This is a genomic window from Citrobacter sp. Cpo032, assembly GCF_030332975.1.
Lineage (GTDB): Bacteria > Pseudomonadota > Gammaproteobacteria > Enterobacterales > Enterobacteriaceae > Citrobacter > Citrobacter portucalensis.
Genome location: NZ_JAOWGU010000042.1, coordinates 1 through 17,994 on the forward strand (window position 1 = coordinate 1; position 17,994 = coordinate 17,994).

23 protein-coding genes and 3 pseudogenes are annotated in these 17,994 nt (G+C 52.3%); all 26 read right to left on the reverse strand.

The window, feature by feature from the left end:
• Nucleotides 1–434: pseudogene (locus OGY33_RS10520) on the reverse strand (gp53-like domain-containing protein); the annotation flags it as partial.
• The gene (locus OGY33_RS10525; RefSeq protein WP_191238662.1) at nucleotides 434–1,114 is read right to left on the reverse strand and encodes a baseplate wedge 1 family protein; all 681 of its coding nucleotides are present in this window, start codon (nucleotides 1,112–1,114) and stop codon (nucleotides 434–436) included. The gene OGY33_RS10525 and the pseudogene OGY33_RS10520, both read right to left, overlap by 1 nt.
• On the reverse strand, nucleotides 1,111–2,310 hold the full coding sequence (locus OGY33_RS10530) for a baseplate J/gp47 family protein (RefSeq protein ID WP_191238663.1): 1,200 nt from the start codon (nucleotides 2,308–2,310) through the stop codon (nucleotides 1,111–1,113). Before OGY33_RS10530 ends, OGY33_RS10525 begins: the two co-directional genes overlap by 4 nt.
• The gene (locus OGY33_RS10535; RefSeq protein WP_191238664.1) at nucleotides 2,311–2,664 is read right to left on the reverse strand and encodes a contractile injection system sheath initiator; all 354 of its coding nucleotides are present in this window, start codon (nucleotides 2,662–2,664) and stop codon (nucleotides 2,311–2,313) included.
• Nucleotides 2,664–3,416, reverse strand: coding sequence for a Gp138 family membrane-puncturing spike protein (locus tag OGY33_RS10540; protein ID WP_191238665.1), 753 nt, complete (start codon nucleotides 3,414–3,416; stop codon nucleotides 2,664–2,666). Before OGY33_RS10540 ends, OGY33_RS10535 begins: the two co-directional genes overlap by 1 nt.
• A 65-nt stretch (nucleotides 3,417–3,481) precedes the next feature.
• A complete protein-coding gene (locus tag OGY33_RS10545; protein WP_191238666.1) occupies nucleotides 3,482–3,877 on the reverse strand; it encodes a hypothetical protein in 396 nt (131 codons plus the stop codon).
• The gene (locus tag OGY33_RS10550; protein WP_044702741.1) at nucleotides 3,864–4,637 is read right to left on the reverse strand and encodes a hypothetical protein; all 774 of its coding nucleotides are present in this window, start codon (nucleotides 4,635–4,637) and stop codon (nucleotides 3,864–3,866) included. The genes OGY33_RS10545 and OGY33_RS10550 overlap by 14 nt, the downstream gene beginning before the upstream one ends.
• Nucleotides 4,638–4,786: 149 nt before the next feature.
• A complete protein-coding gene (locus tag OGY33_RS10555; RefSeq protein WP_191238667.1) occupies nucleotides 4,787–5,119 on the reverse strand; it encodes an STY1065/STY2022 family phage-derived protein in 333 nt (110 codons plus the stop codon).
• Nucleotides 5,119–6,183 carry a hypothetical protein gene (locus OGY33_RS10560; RefSeq protein WP_191238668.1) on the reverse strand — a complete coding sequence of 355 codons (1,065 nt, stop codon included), beginning with the start codon at nucleotides 6,181–6,183 and terminating at the stop codon, nucleotides 5,119–5,121. Before OGY33_RS10560 ends, OGY33_RS10555 begins: the two co-directional genes overlap by 1 nt.
• A gap of 2 nt (nucleotides 6,184–6,185) precedes the next feature.
• Nucleotides 6,186–6,344 (reverse strand): annotated as a pseudogene (locus OGY33_RS10565) (phage baseplate plug family protein); the annotation flags it as partial.
• Nucleotides 6,341–6,577, reverse strand: a pseudogene (locus tag OGY33_RS10570) (phage neck terminator protein); the annotation flags it as partial. The pseudogenes OGY33_RS10570 and OGY33_RS10565, both read right to left, overlap by 4 nt.
• The gene (locus OGY33_RS10575) at nucleotides 6,570–6,974 is read right to left on the reverse strand and encodes a head-tail adaptor (RefSeq protein WP_191238672.1); all 405 of its coding nucleotides are present in this window, start codon (nucleotides 6,972–6,974) and stop codon (nucleotides 6,570–6,572) included. The gene OGY33_RS10575 and the pseudogene OGY33_RS10570, both read right to left, overlap by 8 nt.
• Nucleotides 6,974–7,480: a hypothetical protein gene (locus OGY33_RS10580; protein WP_191238673.1), complete on the reverse strand. Its 507-nt coding sequence runs from the start codon at nucleotides 7,478–7,480 to the stop codon at nucleotides 6,974–6,976. The genes OGY33_RS10575 and OGY33_RS10580 overlap by 1 nt, the downstream gene beginning before the upstream one ends.
• Nucleotides 7,477–7,887, reverse strand: coding sequence for a DUF4054 domain-containing protein (locus OGY33_RS10585; RefSeq protein WP_044702729.1), 411 nt, complete (start codon nucleotides 7,885–7,887; stop codon nucleotides 7,477–7,479). The genes OGY33_RS10580 and OGY33_RS10585 overlap by 4 nt, the downstream gene beginning before the upstream one ends.
• Entirely contained in the window at nucleotides 7,859–8,266 is a 408-nt protein-coding gene (locus OGY33_RS10590) for an STY1053 family phage-associated protein (RefSeq protein WP_044702727.1), read from the reverse strand. The genes OGY33_RS10585 and OGY33_RS10590 overlap by 29 nt, the downstream gene beginning before the upstream one ends.
• A gap of 44 nt (nucleotides 8,267–8,310) precedes the next feature.
• The gene (locus OGY33_RS10595) at nucleotides 8,311–9,258 is read right to left on the reverse strand and encodes a DUF2184 domain-containing protein (RefSeq protein WP_191238674.1); all 948 of its coding nucleotides are present in this window, start codon (nucleotides 9,256–9,258) and stop codon (nucleotides 8,311–8,313) included.
• An 11-nt stretch (nucleotides 9,259–9,269) separates the two neighbouring features.
• Nucleotides 9,270–9,773, reverse strand: coding sequence for a structural cement protein Gp24 (locus OGY33_RS10600; RefSeq protein WP_016247460.1), 504 nt, complete (start codon nucleotides 9,771–9,773; stop codon nucleotides 9,270–9,272).
• An 11-nt stretch (nucleotides 9,774–9,784) separates the two neighbouring features.
• The gene (locus OGY33_RS10605) at nucleotides 9,785–11,050 is read right to left on the reverse strand and encodes a DUF2213 domain-containing protein (protein WP_048214535.1); all 1,266 of its coding nucleotides are present in this window, start codon (nucleotides 11,048–11,050) and stop codon (nucleotides 9,785–9,787) included.
• A 261-nt stretch (nucleotides 11,051–11,311) separates the two neighbouring features.
• Nucleotides 11,312–12,598 (reverse strand): anti-CBASS protein Acb1 family protein, encoded by a 1,287-nt coding sequence (locus OGY33_RS10610; protein ID WP_286571596.1) that lies wholly within the window; start codon nucleotides 12,596–12,598, stop codon nucleotides 11,312–11,314.
• Between the two features lies 1 nt (nucleotide 12,599).
• A complete protein-coding gene (locus tag OGY33_RS10615) occupies nucleotides 12,600–14,216 on the reverse strand; it encodes a TerL protein (protein WP_191238675.1) in 1,617 nt (538 codons plus the stop codon).
• Between the two features lie 198 nt (nucleotides 14,217–14,414).
• Nucleotides 14,415–15,017 carry a hypothetical protein gene (locus tag OGY33_RS10620; RefSeq protein WP_048214539.1) on the reverse strand — a complete coding sequence of 201 codons (603 nt, stop codon included), beginning with the start codon at nucleotides 15,015–15,017 and terminating at the stop codon, nucleotides 14,415–14,417.
• Nucleotides 15,018–15,261: 244 nt separating this feature from the next.
• The gene (locus tag OGY33_RS10625) at nucleotides 15,262–16,269 is read right to left on the reverse strand and encodes a tyrosine-type recombinase/integrase (protein WP_191238676.1); all 1,008 of its coding nucleotides are present in this window, start codon (nucleotides 16,267–16,269) and stop codon (nucleotides 15,262–15,264) included.
• An 86-nt stretch (nucleotides 16,270–16,355) separates the two neighbouring features.
• Nucleotides 16,356–16,559: a hypothetical protein gene (locus OGY33_RS10630; protein ID WP_191238677.1), complete on the reverse strand. Its 204-nt coding sequence runs from the start codon at nucleotides 16,557–16,559 to the stop codon at nucleotides 16,356–16,358.
• Nucleotides 16,560–16,623: 64 nt separating this feature from the next.
• The gene (locus tag OGY33_RS10635; RefSeq protein ID WP_191238678.1) at nucleotides 16,624–17,199 is read right to left on the reverse strand and encodes a hypothetical protein; all 576 of its coding nucleotides are present in this window, start codon (nucleotides 17,197–17,199) and stop codon (nucleotides 16,624–16,626) included.
• Nucleotides 17,196–17,645: a lysozyme gene (locus OGY33_RS10640; RefSeq protein ID WP_191238679.1), complete on the reverse strand. Its 450-nt coding sequence runs from the start codon at nucleotides 17,643–17,645 to the stop codon at nucleotides 17,196–17,198. The genes OGY33_RS10635 and OGY33_RS10640 overlap by 4 nt, the downstream gene beginning before the upstream one ends.
• The gene (locus OGY33_RS10645) at nucleotides 17,629–17,952 is read right to left on the reverse strand and encodes a phage holin, lambda family (RefSeq protein WP_191238680.1); all 324 of its coding nucleotides are present in this window, start codon (nucleotides 17,950–17,952) and stop codon (nucleotides 17,629–17,631) included. Before OGY33_RS10645 ends, OGY33_RS10640 begins: the two co-directional genes overlap by 17 nt.
• Between the last annotated feature and the right edge of the window lie 42 nt (nucleotides 17,953–17,994).

Consider the following 17,994-nt stretch of genomic DNA (forward strand, 5'->3'; position numbering starts at 1 on the left):
TGAAGGTATGTGAGAATGTCAGCAATAGTGCTTTTCCCGATAATATCCCGGCCGACAGAAGTCAAATCAGTCTGCGATGCTGTATCAGTTCCCGTGAAATACGGGAGTTTATTTGCACCGGTTGCGAGCCCAGCCAATGCCGTCAACGTGGCGTCAAGCGCCTGGAAATCCTTACCGAACGCGGCGGACATTTTGGTAATAAACCCGTTCAGATCACCATTATCGAGCACATCCTGCCCGCTTTTGTTGGCGGTGTACTGTGCCAGAGCTGCCGCTATAAAGCTGGCCTGTCGAATGGCTTTGTTTACCTGCGCACTGGATGCCTTGCCGGCCATAAAACCAGAGAGTAGGGCCGGAAGTGCTTCCCAGTCAGCTTGAGCCATCACGTTAGCATTTGCTGCTGTCGCGAAAGGTTTAAAGTTATTTATTGCCATTAGAGTATTGTCCCCCATGCTCCAACATCGAACCCACCGATGTATTCGTTATCCATATCAAACCCAAAGAATTTAGAGCCCTCGGATGGTGCTTCTACCGAAGGCGTTTCAACATCACCGGCCCATACGCCAGCAGCTTTAACGGTGAAATAGCCCTGTTTGATAGCGGCTATCAGTTCGAGTGACACATCAGAAATATCAGTCTCGGGGAATACCCAGACTGATATCGTCATGTCCTGGTTGTCAACGATCTGCATCTTCAGGCCAGAGCCTGCGGTAGCAGCGTCAAGGATGGGAGGCAGTGAATCATTGCGGCCATCCCAGTTGTTGATAGCGATCTTCGCTTTCAGAATTATGCGGTATGTCTCATCACTCAGCGTTGTATAGCCAGAATCAGGATCATATGGCCCTTGCCAAATGCCCTGGTCATATCCAAGCCCGTCAGTGTCCCAACTGAAATAAACGCCGCTAATTGGCTGGCTGACTATACGACTACGACCGATCCACAGACCGAGGATATCGAGCTGTATACCGACGGCCGTATCGATATCAAAAGCGCTCACCAGTCCCCTGGTGGCCGCAGTGATATCAATCAGTGGCCGTGTACTCAGATCAACGTGATCAAAGAATTTGGGCTTAGTGGCGTGATAGTTGGTGATTAAGTCCGTGTACTTGCTCATGACGTCACCGTTAGAACAATATTTTCAGGCTTACAGGATGCTGACTCGTTGTATGCAATGTTGATATTTGCCGCCGCTACAGTTCCGGCTGATTTGCCAATTAGCAGTTCCTGAATGTCGTAATAACGAGCACTGCCGCCACTGACCACGCCCAGATTTGCCGGGGAGTAAATGCGACTCAGCAGAACTGAATCACCGATCGTCAGCCCGTTGATGTAATCCGCGACGGCCTGCTGAATCTGTACGCCAATTTGCGACGTGTAGCCCGTAAAGGCTTTCAGAGTGATATGCCCGAAAATCGGGACATCAGTCGAGCGCGAAAAACTGATCACGTGCGGATTGCCGTAGGTGTCTGGTACCGTGACAGAAGTAGTCCCGTAGGTCGCAGTTCCCTGCCCTTTATTACCCCGGATAGTCTGGGCAATGTCGGTCACGTCCCCGCCGTCCACGATGGCCGAGATAGAGTGTGGTGGCAGCCCGTTACTATCGGTAGCGCCAGTATCATTCTCGTAGAGCTTGTGACGTGTCACGCCAGCAACGTTAGCAATCGCACCGTCAACGCCCTCAAACGGCGTGATAGAGGGTAGCGCGACGCTCTGCCCCTGCCTGATGCGCAGCTCTGCGTCGGTTTCTGCCGGTGCGCCTACAATGGCCGCTGCTGGGTTTGTCACCGATGTCCAGCCGCGAGTCGGCGAATTGATGGTGGTGATGGTCCCGGTCAGCGCGGCTACCGCTCCACTGTTTGAACAGGTTGCAGTTACCGTCACAGTGCCACCAACACCGATCGTCACCGAGACAGGAAGACGCCAGATCACGTTATTAGTGTCTTTTACGGTACCGTTAGTGATGGTTGTCCCTGCGGTACCGGTCAGCACAAGGTCCACGGTAGAGTTTGTCGCCCCTTTGCGAGCGATACCGTTAATTTTCACGTTACTGGTCAGCGCTGCGCCGTAACCCGTAGCAGGTGAGAAGCAGTTATAGACGGAAATGGCCGTGTTATTGGCATCGTGAATAGCCAGCGCCACCAGCGCCACCATCTGGCCGTCTTTGCTGTCTGGCTCCAGGTAAGCGTCACTGCCATAAATCTGCTGGAAATAGCTCGTCAGGGTATCGAGTATCGTCTGGTAATCAGGCGCACTGATCCCCTCAGCGGTTACCGTTGCCGATAAGCCGAGTGTGTCCAAATTGAGGGCCATTTATGCCTCGCTGGTTACTGTCGTTGTTCCGTAGAGAGTGTCGATTTCAGCGAAGAACTGGACGCGGCGCGTCGTCGTGTTCACTGTCGTATTGAAAGAGAGAATAGATTTAACGCCCCGTGTTTCGAGGATGCGCTTACGGATCGCCAGGTTGTAGGTTTCCGGTTTTTGCTTACCGAGTACGGACTGAATCCACGGTGTCCCCTCTGTGGTGTCGAGGAACCATTGTCCGTACCATAATTCGAATCGCGTTTTCACGGCCTGCGCCACGGCCTCCTGAGAGTTAATCAACCAGGTATCATCGCCACTGCCAAAGGTGTAATCACCATCAGCATCTTCACGTCGGTATCGCATTAATTCACCTCATCAGTATTGCTTCCGCCACTCTGTACCCCTCCGTGAGTGTGCGTATTGTCGATGGATTTACCGTTCGCTTTCACGGTACCGATAAACTCAACTGCGCCGGTGATTTTGGATGCAACGCCTGAGACAACAGAACCCACCATGCCGCCCAGCCAAGATAAGAGCCCGTGAATAGTGACTTTCTCCGAGAAGTCAGCCAGCGGGGTAACCACCTCCACGCCCCCCGGTGCCACAATTTTAATTTTCTGCGTATCCGGATTAAGGTCGATGTACGTACTACCATCAACACTTCGAAGCTGAGCCGACGTGGTGCTGACATTTTTAATTTTGTTGGGCTGAGATATTTGGCCCACTGAGCAAGTAGCATCGGACAGGTCATGTATGCGGTCGTCGACAGGCTCCTGTACTCCGCCGTTTTGCCAGAAGAAATCAATACAGCGGTCCTGAAACTTAAGTTCGCACTCATCGCCAGGATTCACCGGCAACGTTAAAGTAACGCCCCCGGCGGTAGGGAATACCACAGGAACATCCACCAGCAGCGGATAAGGCCTGGTAACTCTGTTCCCGTCGTTATCGATTTCAACGTAGCGGATAGCAGGCTGCACAATCGCCGTAACCGCGTCAGGGTCGAACGACTGAATAATGCCAGGCAAGGCGACACGGATCTGGTTCTTTGTTGTTTCCCGCTCGGATTTGAATGTTTCGGCAAGGTCGCCGCTGCGGGTCTGTTCAGATACTGCCATTTCGTAGGCTCCAGAAAGCAAAAAACCCGCCGAGAGGCGGGTTTTGATGTATATGGGCGTAAAGGCTACGAGGCTTTCGCTGATTTAAGCTTCTCCCATCTTTCAAAGTAGATTTCAGCAGCCTCGACCGCATCCTGCCCCATTTCTTTAGAAACGGTTACGTTGGTGAGGTCATAATCAGCTTCATTCCTGGCATCTCGCCATTGACGAAGTACAAAACCTAAAGATTTTAACGTTTGGGGAGAATATGGCTCTGCTTTGCACTCAGATGGCGCGCACATATAACCCACAGTGTTTTTGTGATGATCGTGAGTAAAATGCGGTAAAGCAGTAAGTGAGCCTATAGACTCATGGAGCATGCTGTAATATGCCCTTGAAATAGCGCTTCGAAATCCACTTTCAATATTTTCAGACAGACATAACCGAGCCGTATCAAGAATCTGGTTGCTAGTTACCGGCATGGTAGCTTACCCCCGTATGTAACAGACGCGGAGACGAAAATCTAGCTAACAATGAGCAGTCATCCAGCTTCGATTCAGCACATACTCTATCTGCAAGTTCAAAGTTCATTTTTGCAATAGCTTTAGGCTCAAGATTCTTAACATCAACGATGTAACATCCGCTACCACTAAGCTGAATAAAACCGGTAGCGGCTTTATACTCACTCAACAATGCCCAGATTATTGAGGCCAAAGTCTGGAATTGTTCCTTTGAGCACTGTGTAGTGCTATAGAAATTGTCCATTTCTGCAAGGAGTTCTTCTTTGTGCTTCATAGCATTACTCCTGCCTTCAGATTCAGAAAGAAGCTTTATGTGCTCTTTCATATAAAATTCTAATTGCTCTCGCTCACCGTAACGATACGCCCAGCTATATGCATTATGGCTAAAAATTTTTGTGGGGTACTTTTTCGCCAGTGGAATGCACGCTTCTCTGAGTTCATTATAGCTAAATGTATTCAGAAGAATGTGATGATAGTGCATCGCCAGATTAACATCATTTACTTCAAGGCTAACTCTGAGATAGCGTAACGCACTTTCAACCTTGCCAGTTATGGCATCCAGATATGACAGCGCGATGTTAGTAGCTGGCGTTGGTGAAGCCGAAAGTTCCTCACGAACCCTCTTTTCAGTGAAAGGATCCAAAACTTCCTGTTCCAATAGAAGCGCATTGAATTGCTCTAAATACTCTTGCGCTTTTTCTAATGGTATTCCTGCCGCCATGTGTTCTTTCTCTTGCTGATGGGGTTGTGATTGTGAGCTTTGTACGATATCTCGTCAACCTTAAAAGAAACATCGGAAGATCGAGATCACCCATTATCATAGCAACGAACTGCTATGCGATTAGCTTGTACCTGGCACAGTTTTAGTATTTACCCTGACACTTTCTTACACGGGAAAGAGCCGATGATTTTCGGCGCGTCCATGCTGTTCTGCAAAAGCTGGACGTTCAGAAAAGCTTTTCCGTTACGCTTCACAAACTCAAAGCCGTAATTGTTGCCATCGCGAGAAGGCATCAGGCCCATGTCCATTTTCATGTTTGAGTAGTCACCATCTTTTCCCAGAAATTTGATTTTCTGAGATGTGACAGTTTCACCGTTAATAACAGTCATTCCGTCACCGGTCATTGTGTAATTGCCGCACTGAATTGCAGCCATCGCCGGAGCAGTAACCATCATTGCTAACGCCAAACAGAACCGTTTCATTAAAGCCCTCTTTCCCTCGCTGATGAGGAAACAAGATCCGCCGCGCCACGCGCTTCGCACATCATATCCATGTACCATGCCTGGCCCCTTGTATCGCCAGTGTACATAATCCCGCGCACAATATAAACGCCATCCGTTGCGATGCTGGCAGGCTGCGCCGTAGTGCCGCTGAGCGTGATATTGCCGTCTGTGTTCTGGTCGGTGATCTGCCCACCAGCCATAGCGATATCGTTGTTCGACAGCGCAGTGCGATACACGGAAGCCTGATCCAACTGAATTAGCCCGTTAACCCGGATGTTCGGGTTAATCAGCGCGCGGACGTTTACGCCGTTGCCGATAGTCTGCTGTGGCATACCGATAAGCCCGGTGGCGCTGTTGAGCACTATCGCGTCGTGAACATACTCGTTATTCGCCACCATCTGACGCTGACCGTCCACGAACTGCCATGTTGCGCCACATTGTCCGGCCACGTTATCCATAAGATGCCGTGTCATGCCGAACAGCACCCGGCCCCGGGGGAAAACGGTAGCAGGCATTTCAGGCGTCAGGCCTTCGGTCGCGCCTTTGGCCTCGAAGTCTTTCATCAGCGCGCGGTTCACGTCTGCGACCGTGTAACCGGCTGCCAGCGTCTGTGAGGTTATGCTGGTGGCAAAAGCCAGATCCGTATCGGCTGCCTGAATCAGGACGTAGGAATCGATGGGGCTGTCTTTTCCTGTGACCGAGTAGCGAATTTCGCCGCTGAAAATCAGCCCGTAGTTGCGGCCATCACTCTGGCCCACATCCGCCGCGTCGACTTCCCGCACGGTCCCGACATCGCTTGCCGACACCTCCGACGCGATACCGTCGTAACCGGCAATCAGCCGCACTTTCGAAAACTCCTGCCCGGTGATGCGGTTCACCGTATCAGCTGACAGGTTGTAGATTTTGAACGTACCCACCCGCGACGCGCTGCTGATGTTGAACCAGTCGATCGTAAAGGTCACTTTAAAATCGCTGAGCTCAATACCCTGCCCGTTCTCGTCCACGAGCTGCAGCTCGAAATGTCTCATCCAGTTCTGTGACATGTTTACTCCGTTGATACCAGTAAATGACTGCGGCCGCCCAGGTCGGTTTTCGTAGGATAATCCTGTGTGCTGTCGTCACAGACCACCACCAGCTTAAAGCCGAGGCCCATATAGCCGTACTGCGCCAGCAGGTCAGCGCCCGTGACGAGAGGAATACCTGAACATCGGACTGGCTTAACGGCTGCGGAACGGTAGTGATACCGAAACCACACCACGTCACCCCGTTGTTGGGGATCTGCGGCTGCGGGTCTGTCCATCGGGGGAAAACCAGAGAGGCCGGCAGGCCAGAAACACCACGAATCCACCTGCTAATTTCACGCTCCAACGCCTCGTCATACTGGGGACCATCCCCGACAGGCGTCAGATACCCGCGCACGGTACTGTCGTTACTCAACTGGCGTCCCTCCGTTAAAATCCACCAGCTCACAATGTGCCTGGACGAATCCGGCGCCGTAACTGGTGTACGGGTCGACGAACGTCACGCGATAGTCGCGCCCGTTATAGGTCACGATATCGGCATCAAGTCGCGGGGTGCTGTATGTACCGGTCTGGCCCTGAGTTAATCTGAACTGCGTCACGATGAGGATCGCACCGCTGATGTTCTGGCCTGCCTCCATTCGCCTGGCTTCCAGAGAACGGTCAACCGTCACCACGCCAGAGAATGGGATATCCTGAACTGTGTTTTTCGCGAAATTGTCCTCATCCACCGTCTGAACCTGCCGATGACACACCAGACTGGTGTCCATGAAGTCGGGATCGAGAAGAACATCGCTCACATCGAGAAGAGGCATTATTTTTTCCTCACGACGTAGTTAATTGAGCGCAGCAGGTAACCGTGGGCATACAGCGGCTTGTCGCCGGGAATGCCCTCAGCACGTCTGCGTTCGAGGGTTTTCTCAGAAAGAGGGTGCAGTCGGTCGCCAGCACCGATAACAGCTTTTGCAGCATCACGGGCAATCTGCCCGGCGCTCTCCAGCTCACGCATTGCGGCTTCAGTCTGTCCCTCCATCGCGGCGGTTGCCGCTGCTTTGAGGTGCGCAGTTGTTCGGGATTTTGAGTCCTCGATCCCCATTTCCAGAAAAGGACGCGGGGGAAGCGTGACTGTCGTACCGTCGATTTCCACCGTTGCGCCCGTCGAGTGGAGGTAGCCCAGTTCCGCGTTATTAATCGGGGAGCCATCTTCACGCCCTGCCTTGTCCTCAGGTATTCCCACCAGCACATCCATTCCGGATAGCTGCCGGAGGGATTCCAGAACAGCCAGGGCGTTATCAGCGCGAACCGTTAACCCGCTTTTCATAGCAGTTGCCTGCCACCAGCGCCGAACGCAGACCACCACCAGTAGAACTCGCGCCCGTAGGCGGTGCTATTCCAGAAACCGGCATCCGGATTGATTACCCCGGACACGTCATAGCTCACTGAAACCTTATCTACTGATTTAGAGGAAACGACACCTGCCGCGCCGTTGCTGTTCACTCCACCTGCGGCAGCGGCGGCCAGCGTACGGCCGCGCAGCTCCGTATAGTGAGCGGTGAATAGTTCGGCCAAGTAGACGAACTGATCGCCCTGTACGTCCTGATTCAGGAGTGAATCAGCCTGCCCCAGATAGAAATTCACTGAGGGGTCAGGGTAGCGGGTGGTATCGGCGAACTCGGGAAAGTCGGTGCGGAACTGCTCGTTAGTTGGAAGCCTGCTGTTTTTTGGCATTTTTCGCGTCCCCACCGGTGGTATCGGCTTTGTCCGTGGCATCAGCATTACCGGCAGATGCCGCCTGAGCGGCCGCCAGTTGCGCTTTCAGATCCGTAATTTCATTACCCTGATCGGTGATGGTCTTTTCATGCGCCGCCAGTTGCGCTTTTAGGGTGTTATTTTCTTCTGCCAGGAGAACAAGGCTCGCGGTCAGGTCTTCAGTGCTCTGCTCGTTCGCCAGGTCGGACTCATCAATCGGGCGCGCATAGGCTTTAAAGGCCCAGTGGTCTTTGACTTCTTTCGGGAAAGATGAACTGTCGTGGATGCCCTGAGACAACTCGAATTTAGAACCGTCAGCAAAGCTGAGAGTAGCACCACCGGAAACAACGTATTTCATGTTTATGCTCCACAAAAAAGGCGGGTTTCCCCGCCTGTTTCAGGTTAAGACGCCGGAACGTCCAGGTAAGAGATCGTATTGGAATACGGGGTTTCCACTTGGCCCAGCTTGCCGTAGTAAGTAGTCAACTGCTGCAGGCCGCGATACTCCAGCGGAGTGTTCAGCAGAGGAACCATCGGGAAGCGAACGTATTTTTCGTCCTGGGTGTAAGCAACGATACGATGCGCGCCACCAGCGCCACGCTTGGAGGCCCACTTCATGGAGACGATTTCCAGTGGTGTCCCATTTTCCTGGAACGCGATGGTGTTAATCTTCACGTATTCCAGTACAGAGATATTCCCCGCAGAGGAAACCTTTTTGCTCGCCAGCAAGCCGAACAACTCCGGCGCCAGACCGATTTTCGCCGGGCAGACCGCATAACCAGAACGAACCCAGCCATCAGACAGCACAAGGTTGATATCCTGAACAATGACATCAGGATCGGTGGTGGCGGTCCACGCTGCAGCTGCAGCAACCGGGGTAACATCCGGCAGGTTCAGCAGGCCACGAACGCCCAGTTCGGTATCACCGATGTAAACCTGTTCGTCGGTATCCATTGCCCACTTCAGCTTCATGCCTTCGTATTTCTGGACATCAACAGGACGGCCCAGTTTTTGCGCGGAGGCCAGCTCCAGCACCGTCCATCCGATTTCCTGTCCCCAAGGGGTAAGGTTGTTACGGGTCGGCTGAATATCGAGTTCAATACCAGGAACGGCGGTGGATTTCTTACCAATCCAGTTTTTACCGTTAGGGTTAGGACCACCAACGCCGACGAAATCGGTGTTCGTGAAAGATGACACTTCATCAGCGATAGAAATATCGCTACGCAGTGGCATGTCGCGGGACCACTTAACGGAGGTCAGCGGCATGTTCAGCGTCTGATCCATGCGCTCCAGTTCGCCGACGAGAAACGCGCCGGTGGAGTCGATGGTCGCTCTGTCAATTGTAAACATTAATTATTCCCTCAGATGTTATAAGCGATTTCAATACGGCCGTCGGCTTCACCCGGCCCCATGACCTCTGCATTTGGCAGCTGAGGTGTATTTGATGCGGTAGAGTCCGGAGACAGCACAAAGGATCCAACCGGGCTTTGAGTGGTGCCACCAGCCACGCGAACGTAAACCGGATCGCCTTTTTTCGCGGTCGCCGCGTTGCCTGCGGTAGCAGTTACGCAGATGTAACCACGTTTCAGGTTGTCACCAACCTGATTAGCCGTCACACCGATGTAAGCAAGGTCCAGAGCAGAGGTAATCGGGAACGGTCGAACCAGAATCCCTTTCACTTTGCTGATGGTGTCGCCAGATTCCAGCGGAACGAATTTATCGTTCACGTATTTACCAACCAGCCCGTAGGACGCGAACTGCTTCGTGTGATCCAGGCTAACCGGCTCGATGGTGAGATCACGAGGACGGGTAACGCCCCCGGCAATGCCCAGGGGCATGCGCGTTAAATATGCAGTACCTGCCATGATGATTTACCTTATTTGTTTTTTGCCCAGAATTCGGCGTTGACCTTGTTCAGTTCTGCCGGGGAAAGGTGCTTAGTGCTGATTCCGCTGTCCGTGGTGCGGGTAATGTTGTTCAGCGGGGTCAGCTGATTTTTCGCCTTATGCAGCGCCACAGCGGCAGTAAACACCGCGTCGACCGTGGCCTTTGGCGCTTTGTAGAAATCATCCACGCCGAACGATTTCAGGCTGTCGCCGGTGCGCATTGCGTGATTCAGCACCTGACGTTTAAGGCTCTTATCGCTGGCAGGCTGGAAGCCAGGACAGATAATTTCCGCATCGGCGATCAGGTTGCGCTTAAAGGCTGCATCACCCGTCACTTTGCGGTTTTCTTCTTCGTCTTCGTCGGTGGTCATGTTGCCCAGGTCCGGATCGCCATCGGTGGTTTTACCCTCCAGCTTTTCCAGACGAACCAGCAACGCTTTCGCCCAGTCAGGAATTTCTTCATCACCAGTTTTCTCTTTATTCGGATCGCCTTCGTCCGTAGTGGAGCGATTCGCCTCAGGGAGCGCGGTAGACTGCGCTGGAGCATTCATGTTGATAGTTACACCGGGGATTGAAGCCATGCCATCAGACGGCATATCCGGCGCTTCATCGATGAGTTTTGCCAGTGCATCCTCATCTTTCGTCTTAATGGCCTGAGCCAGTTTTTTAAGCCATGACATTACAGGCTTCTCCTTTGTTGTTGATGGGATGGAATCCCCGATTGCACAGCGGCCACCAGCACGCCCCCGGTCAATGCCGACAGCGAGGTGGTTACCTGTGATTTGGTATTGCTTGCCCTTGCCGGGTGCCAGTTGCTTGTACTGCGCGTCATAGCCGCAACTGACATCGGTCAGGCCAGAATTCACCGCGTCGATTGCTTCCTGCCGTTTAATCAGCACGTCAGCAATGAGCAGATCCGATTTATCGCCGGTGCCGCGTCGGACGTTCTGAATATGTCCGTGCGCCAGCTCAGCAAAGTTAGATGGGTTAACGAATACGATGTTGCCCAGACTATCCTCTGGATGCCCCAGCGTGACGGCCACGCCCTCAAAGCTCGCCATCGTTTCCGGGGAAAACACTTCATCTTCCGTTCGCCAGACCGTCACTGTGCCGCTGGCGTCAGGCTCGAGGTCGATTTCTTCGGGTAAGTAGACCTGCGTTCCTGTACGTGCGATCGGTACGTCTTTACACAGCAGTGAGCCATCCGCCTGCAGATAACGCGTTTCGCCCAGGCGTGTAGTGAAGAAATATTTCATGGGTTACCTGCTCGATTACGGGCAACAAAAAGGCCGCTCAGTGGCGACCTTGTGAGATGGGAAAAATGTTCAAAATAACGGGCTATTTAACATAAGAGTTCTTACCCGCACCGACGAAAATGGACTCGATTAAAATGTCCCCTTAAAGCCGTAAAAGTAGCGATTAACTGGGCTGAAAATCGGTCTTTTCGAATACAACATTTTCATAACATTTCGCGGGTATTGCAGTTCGCATGAAATGAATGCTCAAAGCCGTATTTTTCATTTTCTCGGTGCAGGAATCTGTACTTCAGGCCAGCATTTGCAGTTCGGCAAACATCCGGCGTGTCCGGTCATACCGTCCAGCGTCGGCGGGTTATCCCAGCGCACAAATTTATCTTTCATCTTGCGGTGAGAATCGCGCGTTCCTGCCCCCTCGATACGCCACCAGTAGCCCTCTGATCCAACCGAAAGGGCTCTGGCCTGCGTCAGCGCGCCGGTAGCTCGTCCAATCTCTGTACGGGCAATCAGCTGCGCCCTGCTGTAGTAGTTTTCCAGATCGCCGTCGCCAGTGTTGAAACCTGCAGGTGACTGCCCGAACAGACGAACGAGAGGAATTCCCGTCGCGCCGGAAACCTGCTCAGCAAAGCGCAGAAGGACATCAGCGATACCCGCAAACGTGTAGCTGTGCGTTTCGAACTTGTCCGCAGCGTCCATGATGGTCATACCTTCGATGGTCTGAAACTGTCGGATCATGTCCATGTGCTTCATCAGCGCTTTTTCGAGGTCGCCGCCTGCAGCAAGTATTTTTCGAAGTTCAGCAATGCTGTATGTCCGCAGATGCGCTTTGTGGATCAACTGTGTGGTGCCAACCGTCGCAGTGTCGAACGCCTCGATACGCTCGAAAATACGCTCCACAACAGACATCCCCCAGCCGTTTTCCGTCTGGGCCTGCTGGAAAGGTAGCGTATCGCCCTCCATGCGGATAACGCGGCTATGGTGGATCTTCCAGGGGGGAATCCCCTGCTGGTTCGTGATTACCTTGTAATATTTCGGTTTCCCAAAATCGGGACCGTAATCGGTAACGAGATCGTAATAACTCGGGTTAACCATCCAGCGGTCAAGGCTCATCACGCCCTTAAACTGCCCCTCTTTGATACGATCCAGTTTTAGCGGGGAGGACATATCCTGCCCTTCAAGCAGAACCACCAGCACCGCGCCACCGTACAATCGTGACCATTTGAGGTTATCGTTAAGCCCATCCCATATAGCGAGCTCATCCCAGAAGGTTTCGAGTTTGCCCTTTTGGCCGGGTTTCAGCTTTGAGCTGATGTTAATGCCCTTGCGGGTCATATCATCGGCCATAGCATCCACACCGGCCCCCACGAGGAACGATGAACGATACGCAAACTCCAGCATCACCCTGTTACGGCTGATGTACCCGGGCATGTACATTCCGCCCGTCTGTATGTTTCTGGTGTCGCTACCAAGTTTGGCCGTGAAATTGTTGTACCCGTCAGCTGTCGCAACGGGCTTTTGTGCGCCGTTCTGGCGTTTCTTACGGGACATGTCACGCTCCGGCCAGTTTGGCCCAATTATCAAGAGAGGAATCCATCGGCGCGTAGTTAATCATCACGGCGTCGGCGAGGTTCGGAGATTTTGTACCTTCCGGCTGTTTATCCACGAGGATTTTACCCACGGCGTTTTTCGACCACGTAGGCTGTGAAAGCTCCATCAGCAGGCGGTCAATATTTTCTATCTCGCTGCTTATCGAAATGATTTCGTCGGGGTTGTATTCCATCCCGTTCAGCGCACGGAAGGTGTTACGAAACAGCTTGCGAAGATGCCACCAGCTCTGTGCTTTCGCGTTCGCGAAGAAGTCTTTATTCAGGCGTGCCGCTTTACCGTTATCGCCTGGAACGGCTTCATCTTCAGGATCGAATACGCTACCGCTACCACGGAATGGCGTAGCTGTGATTGTTCCCCGGCCTTCAGCCTGCCTGAGCTCGTTTATCACGCGAGCATCTCCACGCGCACCGGCGCCCAGACCGTCCTCATCGAAACGGAACTCATCCAGGCCGTAATCGTCACAATACCCAAACGATTTAACGACAGAGGCGTAGATGTCGCTTCCGATGCCAGACCATTCGTGAACGTTCTGCAGAAGAAAGCCATAGCGGCAGGAAAAGCCGTTTTTGTCTTTCCCTTCGTCTGCGATATCCATTGCGCCGAGGCGCTGGCCGCTGGGCTGAATACCCAGTTTGATATGCGCGTCGACGGCAGCCTGCACCCATTCAGAAGGAATGAGAATCCCCTCCGTGGATGCGCTGTAGTTCAGGTCCAGTTCCTGAGCAACGATAATTGGATCATCAATTTTCAGACATTCGTTGCGGTACCACTCATCATCCTTGCGCGGGTCGCTGCGCCAGTGGAACGTAAACACCGGGATATTTCCGCTGTGGCGCTTACGGGCAAAAGGGTTATTCATGCCGTTGACGGATGAGAGGTCTATACGGCAGCGGGTTGTCTGAGAGAGCGCAGCGTCGATGAGTAATGGCCGTTTAAGGAATGCCGATTCATCCACGAAATAAAGCGTGGTACGGTCACCACGGCCAATGTTATCGCCAGCCTCTCCCTTAATGACCGCGCCCGTTTCCGGGAACTCCACGCGCATGTAAGGCGCATGTTTTTTGTCACTCCATGAACCGCGAAACTCTACCGGCAGCAGCTCGACAAACTTACGCGCTTTCCAGAACAGTGCTTTCGGGTCGCCGGTACTGTCGACATATTCCTCTTTACGGGAACCGAACCCGATCACCATTTCTTTGTTGAACAGGCAAAGCGAACAGGCCAGACCGATAGAGGTCCAGCTCAGCCCCATTTCGCGGCTTTTTTCTGTCAGTCCATGCTCAAGACTGGCGCGCCTGTCCATGATCCAGTTAATCCATTCCTCCTGGCGGGGGAACAGCAAAAACGGGATAGTCGCAGGCAGGCCATAATCGAGGTTACGCGGGTCTGTCGTCATGCCCCAGTCGATGATGAACTGGGCCGGGTTAGTGCGGTAAAACTCACGGAGTGCCGGAAGCATTTCAGGCGCTTTCCTGATCCGCTCCAGCCTCTCCATTCTCCACTCAAACACGGCGGTATAGTCCGGTTTGCGGAAGTCAAAGGGGAACGGGATCGGCACAGAAAAATTCCTCAAAAACGCCCCGATTTAACATAATGGTCGTTACCCGCACTGGCGCAACAGCACCCATCACGCAAACGGCGTGAAGCCTCTGTTTTGAACAGAAAAGTGGTCAAATCGGGATGAATAAAACGTGCATAAAACGGGTCAAAAAGTGCATAGCGTTTTTTTAGTTCGAAACGCCTGTTTTTGCATTTTTCAGCCCATGTATTTTTTGTAGATATCTGCCGCTTCCTGCGGGGTCAGGTTCGCCGCTTCGGCTTTGGCAGCCTCGTCCATATTGGTGAACGATTCGAAAATTTTCGGTGCTCCCAGCTCCATAAGCAGAGTAGGCGGAACCTTAATCCCCTCAGCCTCAAGTAGCTGCGCCGCCTCCAGCGCGGAGTATTTCCCGGCCACCTTGTGTTTCATCACCTCGCGAAGCACATCACGCTGACGTTCTTCCTCGCTATAGACGCTGGTACCAAGACCGAGCACTTTTGAAAAAACAGCAATATCGTTGTGCGTGGGCAGCACATCTTCAATCGTGGTTTTCACACCATCCGGCGATGTGGTGACAACCTTCCGTTTACGAACGTCCAGGCTCTTACCGGCGACGCGGTTTATTTTCTCTCTGAGAGCTTCGCGAGCCTCAGTGAAAGCGCGCTCAAACTCGATATTCTCTTTACGCCAGCGACGGATCGTCGTCTCGTCCACACCTAAGCGCTGAGCAACCATCCGATTGCTGATTTTGCTACGGGCTAATGCCATGTCCATAACGATACCGACGTAGGCTTTTCTGAAGCTTTTTTTAGGAGCCATACTTCCGCCTAAGTCAATGTGATTATTTTTTGTTCAAAATCCAATTTTGCCGATCCGGGTGCGGCGTATCACGCGGCAAATTCTGGCTTGCAGACCGCGTCCTCTCTGGTGCCAAGTGCGGCATATCAGAGGGGGTAAAAATGCGGCATATCCTTTTTTTCGGGAAAACTGCGATTTGATGCCCGGAGGCCGCGCAGAATGGGGAGATAGTGGATCGCCCTAATATTTCCACTATGTGGATAACTCAGTCGTCCAAATCCATCTCCACCACTTCACCGAAAAGGTGACCGTAAACGTCCATTGTGGTTTTGATGTTCGAATGCCCAATAAGTCGGGAAACCTTCAGAATATCGACGCCTTTGTTTGCCAGGCGAGATACAGCAAAGTGGCGAAGATGATGGAATCGCTTAATGCCATAGTCGTTCAGGGTTCTGACGAGAACTCCCTGAGTGCCGTAGCTGGTAGCGAGGCATGCGCCGGTAAACTGATTGCAGATAAGAGGCTCAGAGGAACCAAGCTTATTTTTATCCAGCAACGCGAAAAGCTCACGCGGCATCCGTACCCGGCGCTCCACTCCTCTTTTCAGCCCCTCATGTATAACGCCGTCAACAACATGCCCCCGGATGTCGATCCAGTCGGCTGACACGTCGTTATAAGTAACCGCCAAAGCCTCACCGATGCGCAGGCCACAAATCCCGAGCCAGCACGCGATACGCTCACGAACTGGCGCGTTATTCAGTAACTCCCTGACCGATGATGATGGTGGTATGGTGATGGGCCGACGCTTCCGGCGCGCGGGACGGTCAACAGGGTTAAAAGTGATGAGCCGCTTTTCCACCAGCAGGAAGAAAGCCGAACGAATCCAGCGATGGCAGCCGGTGCGAACCGAATCAACGATATCGCGATGGCTAATATGGAGAATATTTTTTTCCAGTATCGGCCCGTCTACAGCGAGAAGATCGTGACGGCATTTCGTATATGACGACAGCCGTATGATATTTTTTTCCAGCTTGCCGGCCTGATACCCCAGATAAAACAGAATTAACTTTCGGAAAGTCCAGGAATGGTCTATTCCGGTCCAGCTGGCGGTTCGACAATCCAGCTCGATATTCTGTTTTTGCCAGAAAAGATGTGCGGCATCATCAATATTCTTAAAGATGCGGCGGCGCCCATGACCGGATTTATCATCCTTCCAGTGGACGTAATATTTTGATTGTCCATTGGCATCTAGGGATAGTTTAAGCGATGCCATACAGATTACCTCTGATGAATTCTACGCCATTATGATGGGTCTACCCATTATGATGGCAATAAAAAACCGCCCGAAGGCGGTTGTACTCACTTGTCTTTCATCGCATTTTCAATAGCGTCTGCCAGTGACTCAATATTTGCTACAGCAAACTTGATGTCCTTTTCAAGCTTGTCCCTTCCTGTGTAACTGGAAGAAGCTGATACTGACGCTTTGATAATTTCTAATGCTGCTTTAACAATCTCACCACGGTTGCGCTCTTCTTTTGTAGCGTAAACGTAATTCTCAAACATGTTTAATCTCCATATAAACCATGCCTATCATGGTACTTCTTATATTGGTGACTAATTTTAAATTTCAATGCGATGAGCTGCCTAAATTCTCCAATTGTGACTCTTTTCTGCTACTTTCAATTTCACGAACTCCAGCCAGCTGGTTATTCGCTTTTTCTATAGTGGCCAGCAGCGGCTTGATCCAGAGAACAGCCTGGCAATAAGTCAGCGCGCTGGTGGTAGTGGTGCTATCACCGGTTGCGTCAGCGTTCCCGGAATCGGTGTGCATTGCGCTGGCACGTAAACTGTTCGCGTAGCTGAGCAGCCCACCAGCGACATCAGCAGGAACAGGCAGATCACAGGTTTTTTCACGGCGGAGGATCTCCCGATACTCGATAACGGTTTTATCGGAGCTCGCATCAATCAGCGAGTTTAGTCGGCTGGCGTTTTCGGCAACCTGGTTAAACCGGTTGAAGTTGAAAGCCTGTGCAGCGATAACCGTCCCCTGAAGGGTGTTATCACTTCGCAGAACGTCATTATCACTCTTCAGCGTAGCGACGTAAGAGCGGCTGTTTGCCAGCAGGACACACAGCACGGCGACAACGATAACTATCGCCATCAGCGCCGGCAGCTTCCAGTATCTTTCAAGGATGCCTCTCATGACAGGAACACATCACGCTCAGCCTTGCGGCGATTCGTGAGCCCCGGCATAACCTTCCCGCCCGCCTTGTTCCAGCGCAGGAACTCATCAGCAGCACCTTTGATATCGCCACCGTTCAACCTCTTCAGCAACGTGGATGTTGAAAGAGCACGCGAGCCAACGTTGTAAGCGAACGATACCAGCGCATCAAACTGGCCTTGCGTCAGTTTCACCCTGACTAACTTCAGCACGTCGTTTTCATAACTCACCAGTCCTATTTTTAGCAGACGATCAGCAGTGGCCTGGTCAATCGTCATTCCCGGGCTTACGGGTTTGCCGTCTACCGGATGAGTCCAGCCATAGCCAATCGTCCACGGCGCACCACCTGTCCCTGGGTCTGGATAGGCAGTCAATCGACAACCTTCGTATTTTTTTATCAGTGCAATGCCTTCAGGACTGGTTTGCATCGTTAACCCCCACCTTTTTGGTTGCGAATTTTTTAATCAGATTGCCGATCGAATCGGTGCCGATGTATCCAATAAAGACGCTGGCTATGTAAGCGAGATTGCTGCTAAGCCCGATAAAGTCCAGAAGGTCGCGAACGAACCAGGCAATCATCGCGCACATCAGTGCGTCAATTAGCGTTTTTGTTACTGCACCGCCGTTATAGCGACCGCGCAGGTACGCCATGATGAAAGCCAGCATTGCACCAATACCCTGCTCCTTGGCGGCAAGTAGCGCAGCGATGAAATCTTGTTTGTATGGCATTTTCATAGGCCTCACCTCCGATAGTTCGGATGGCGCTGTTTGTGATGG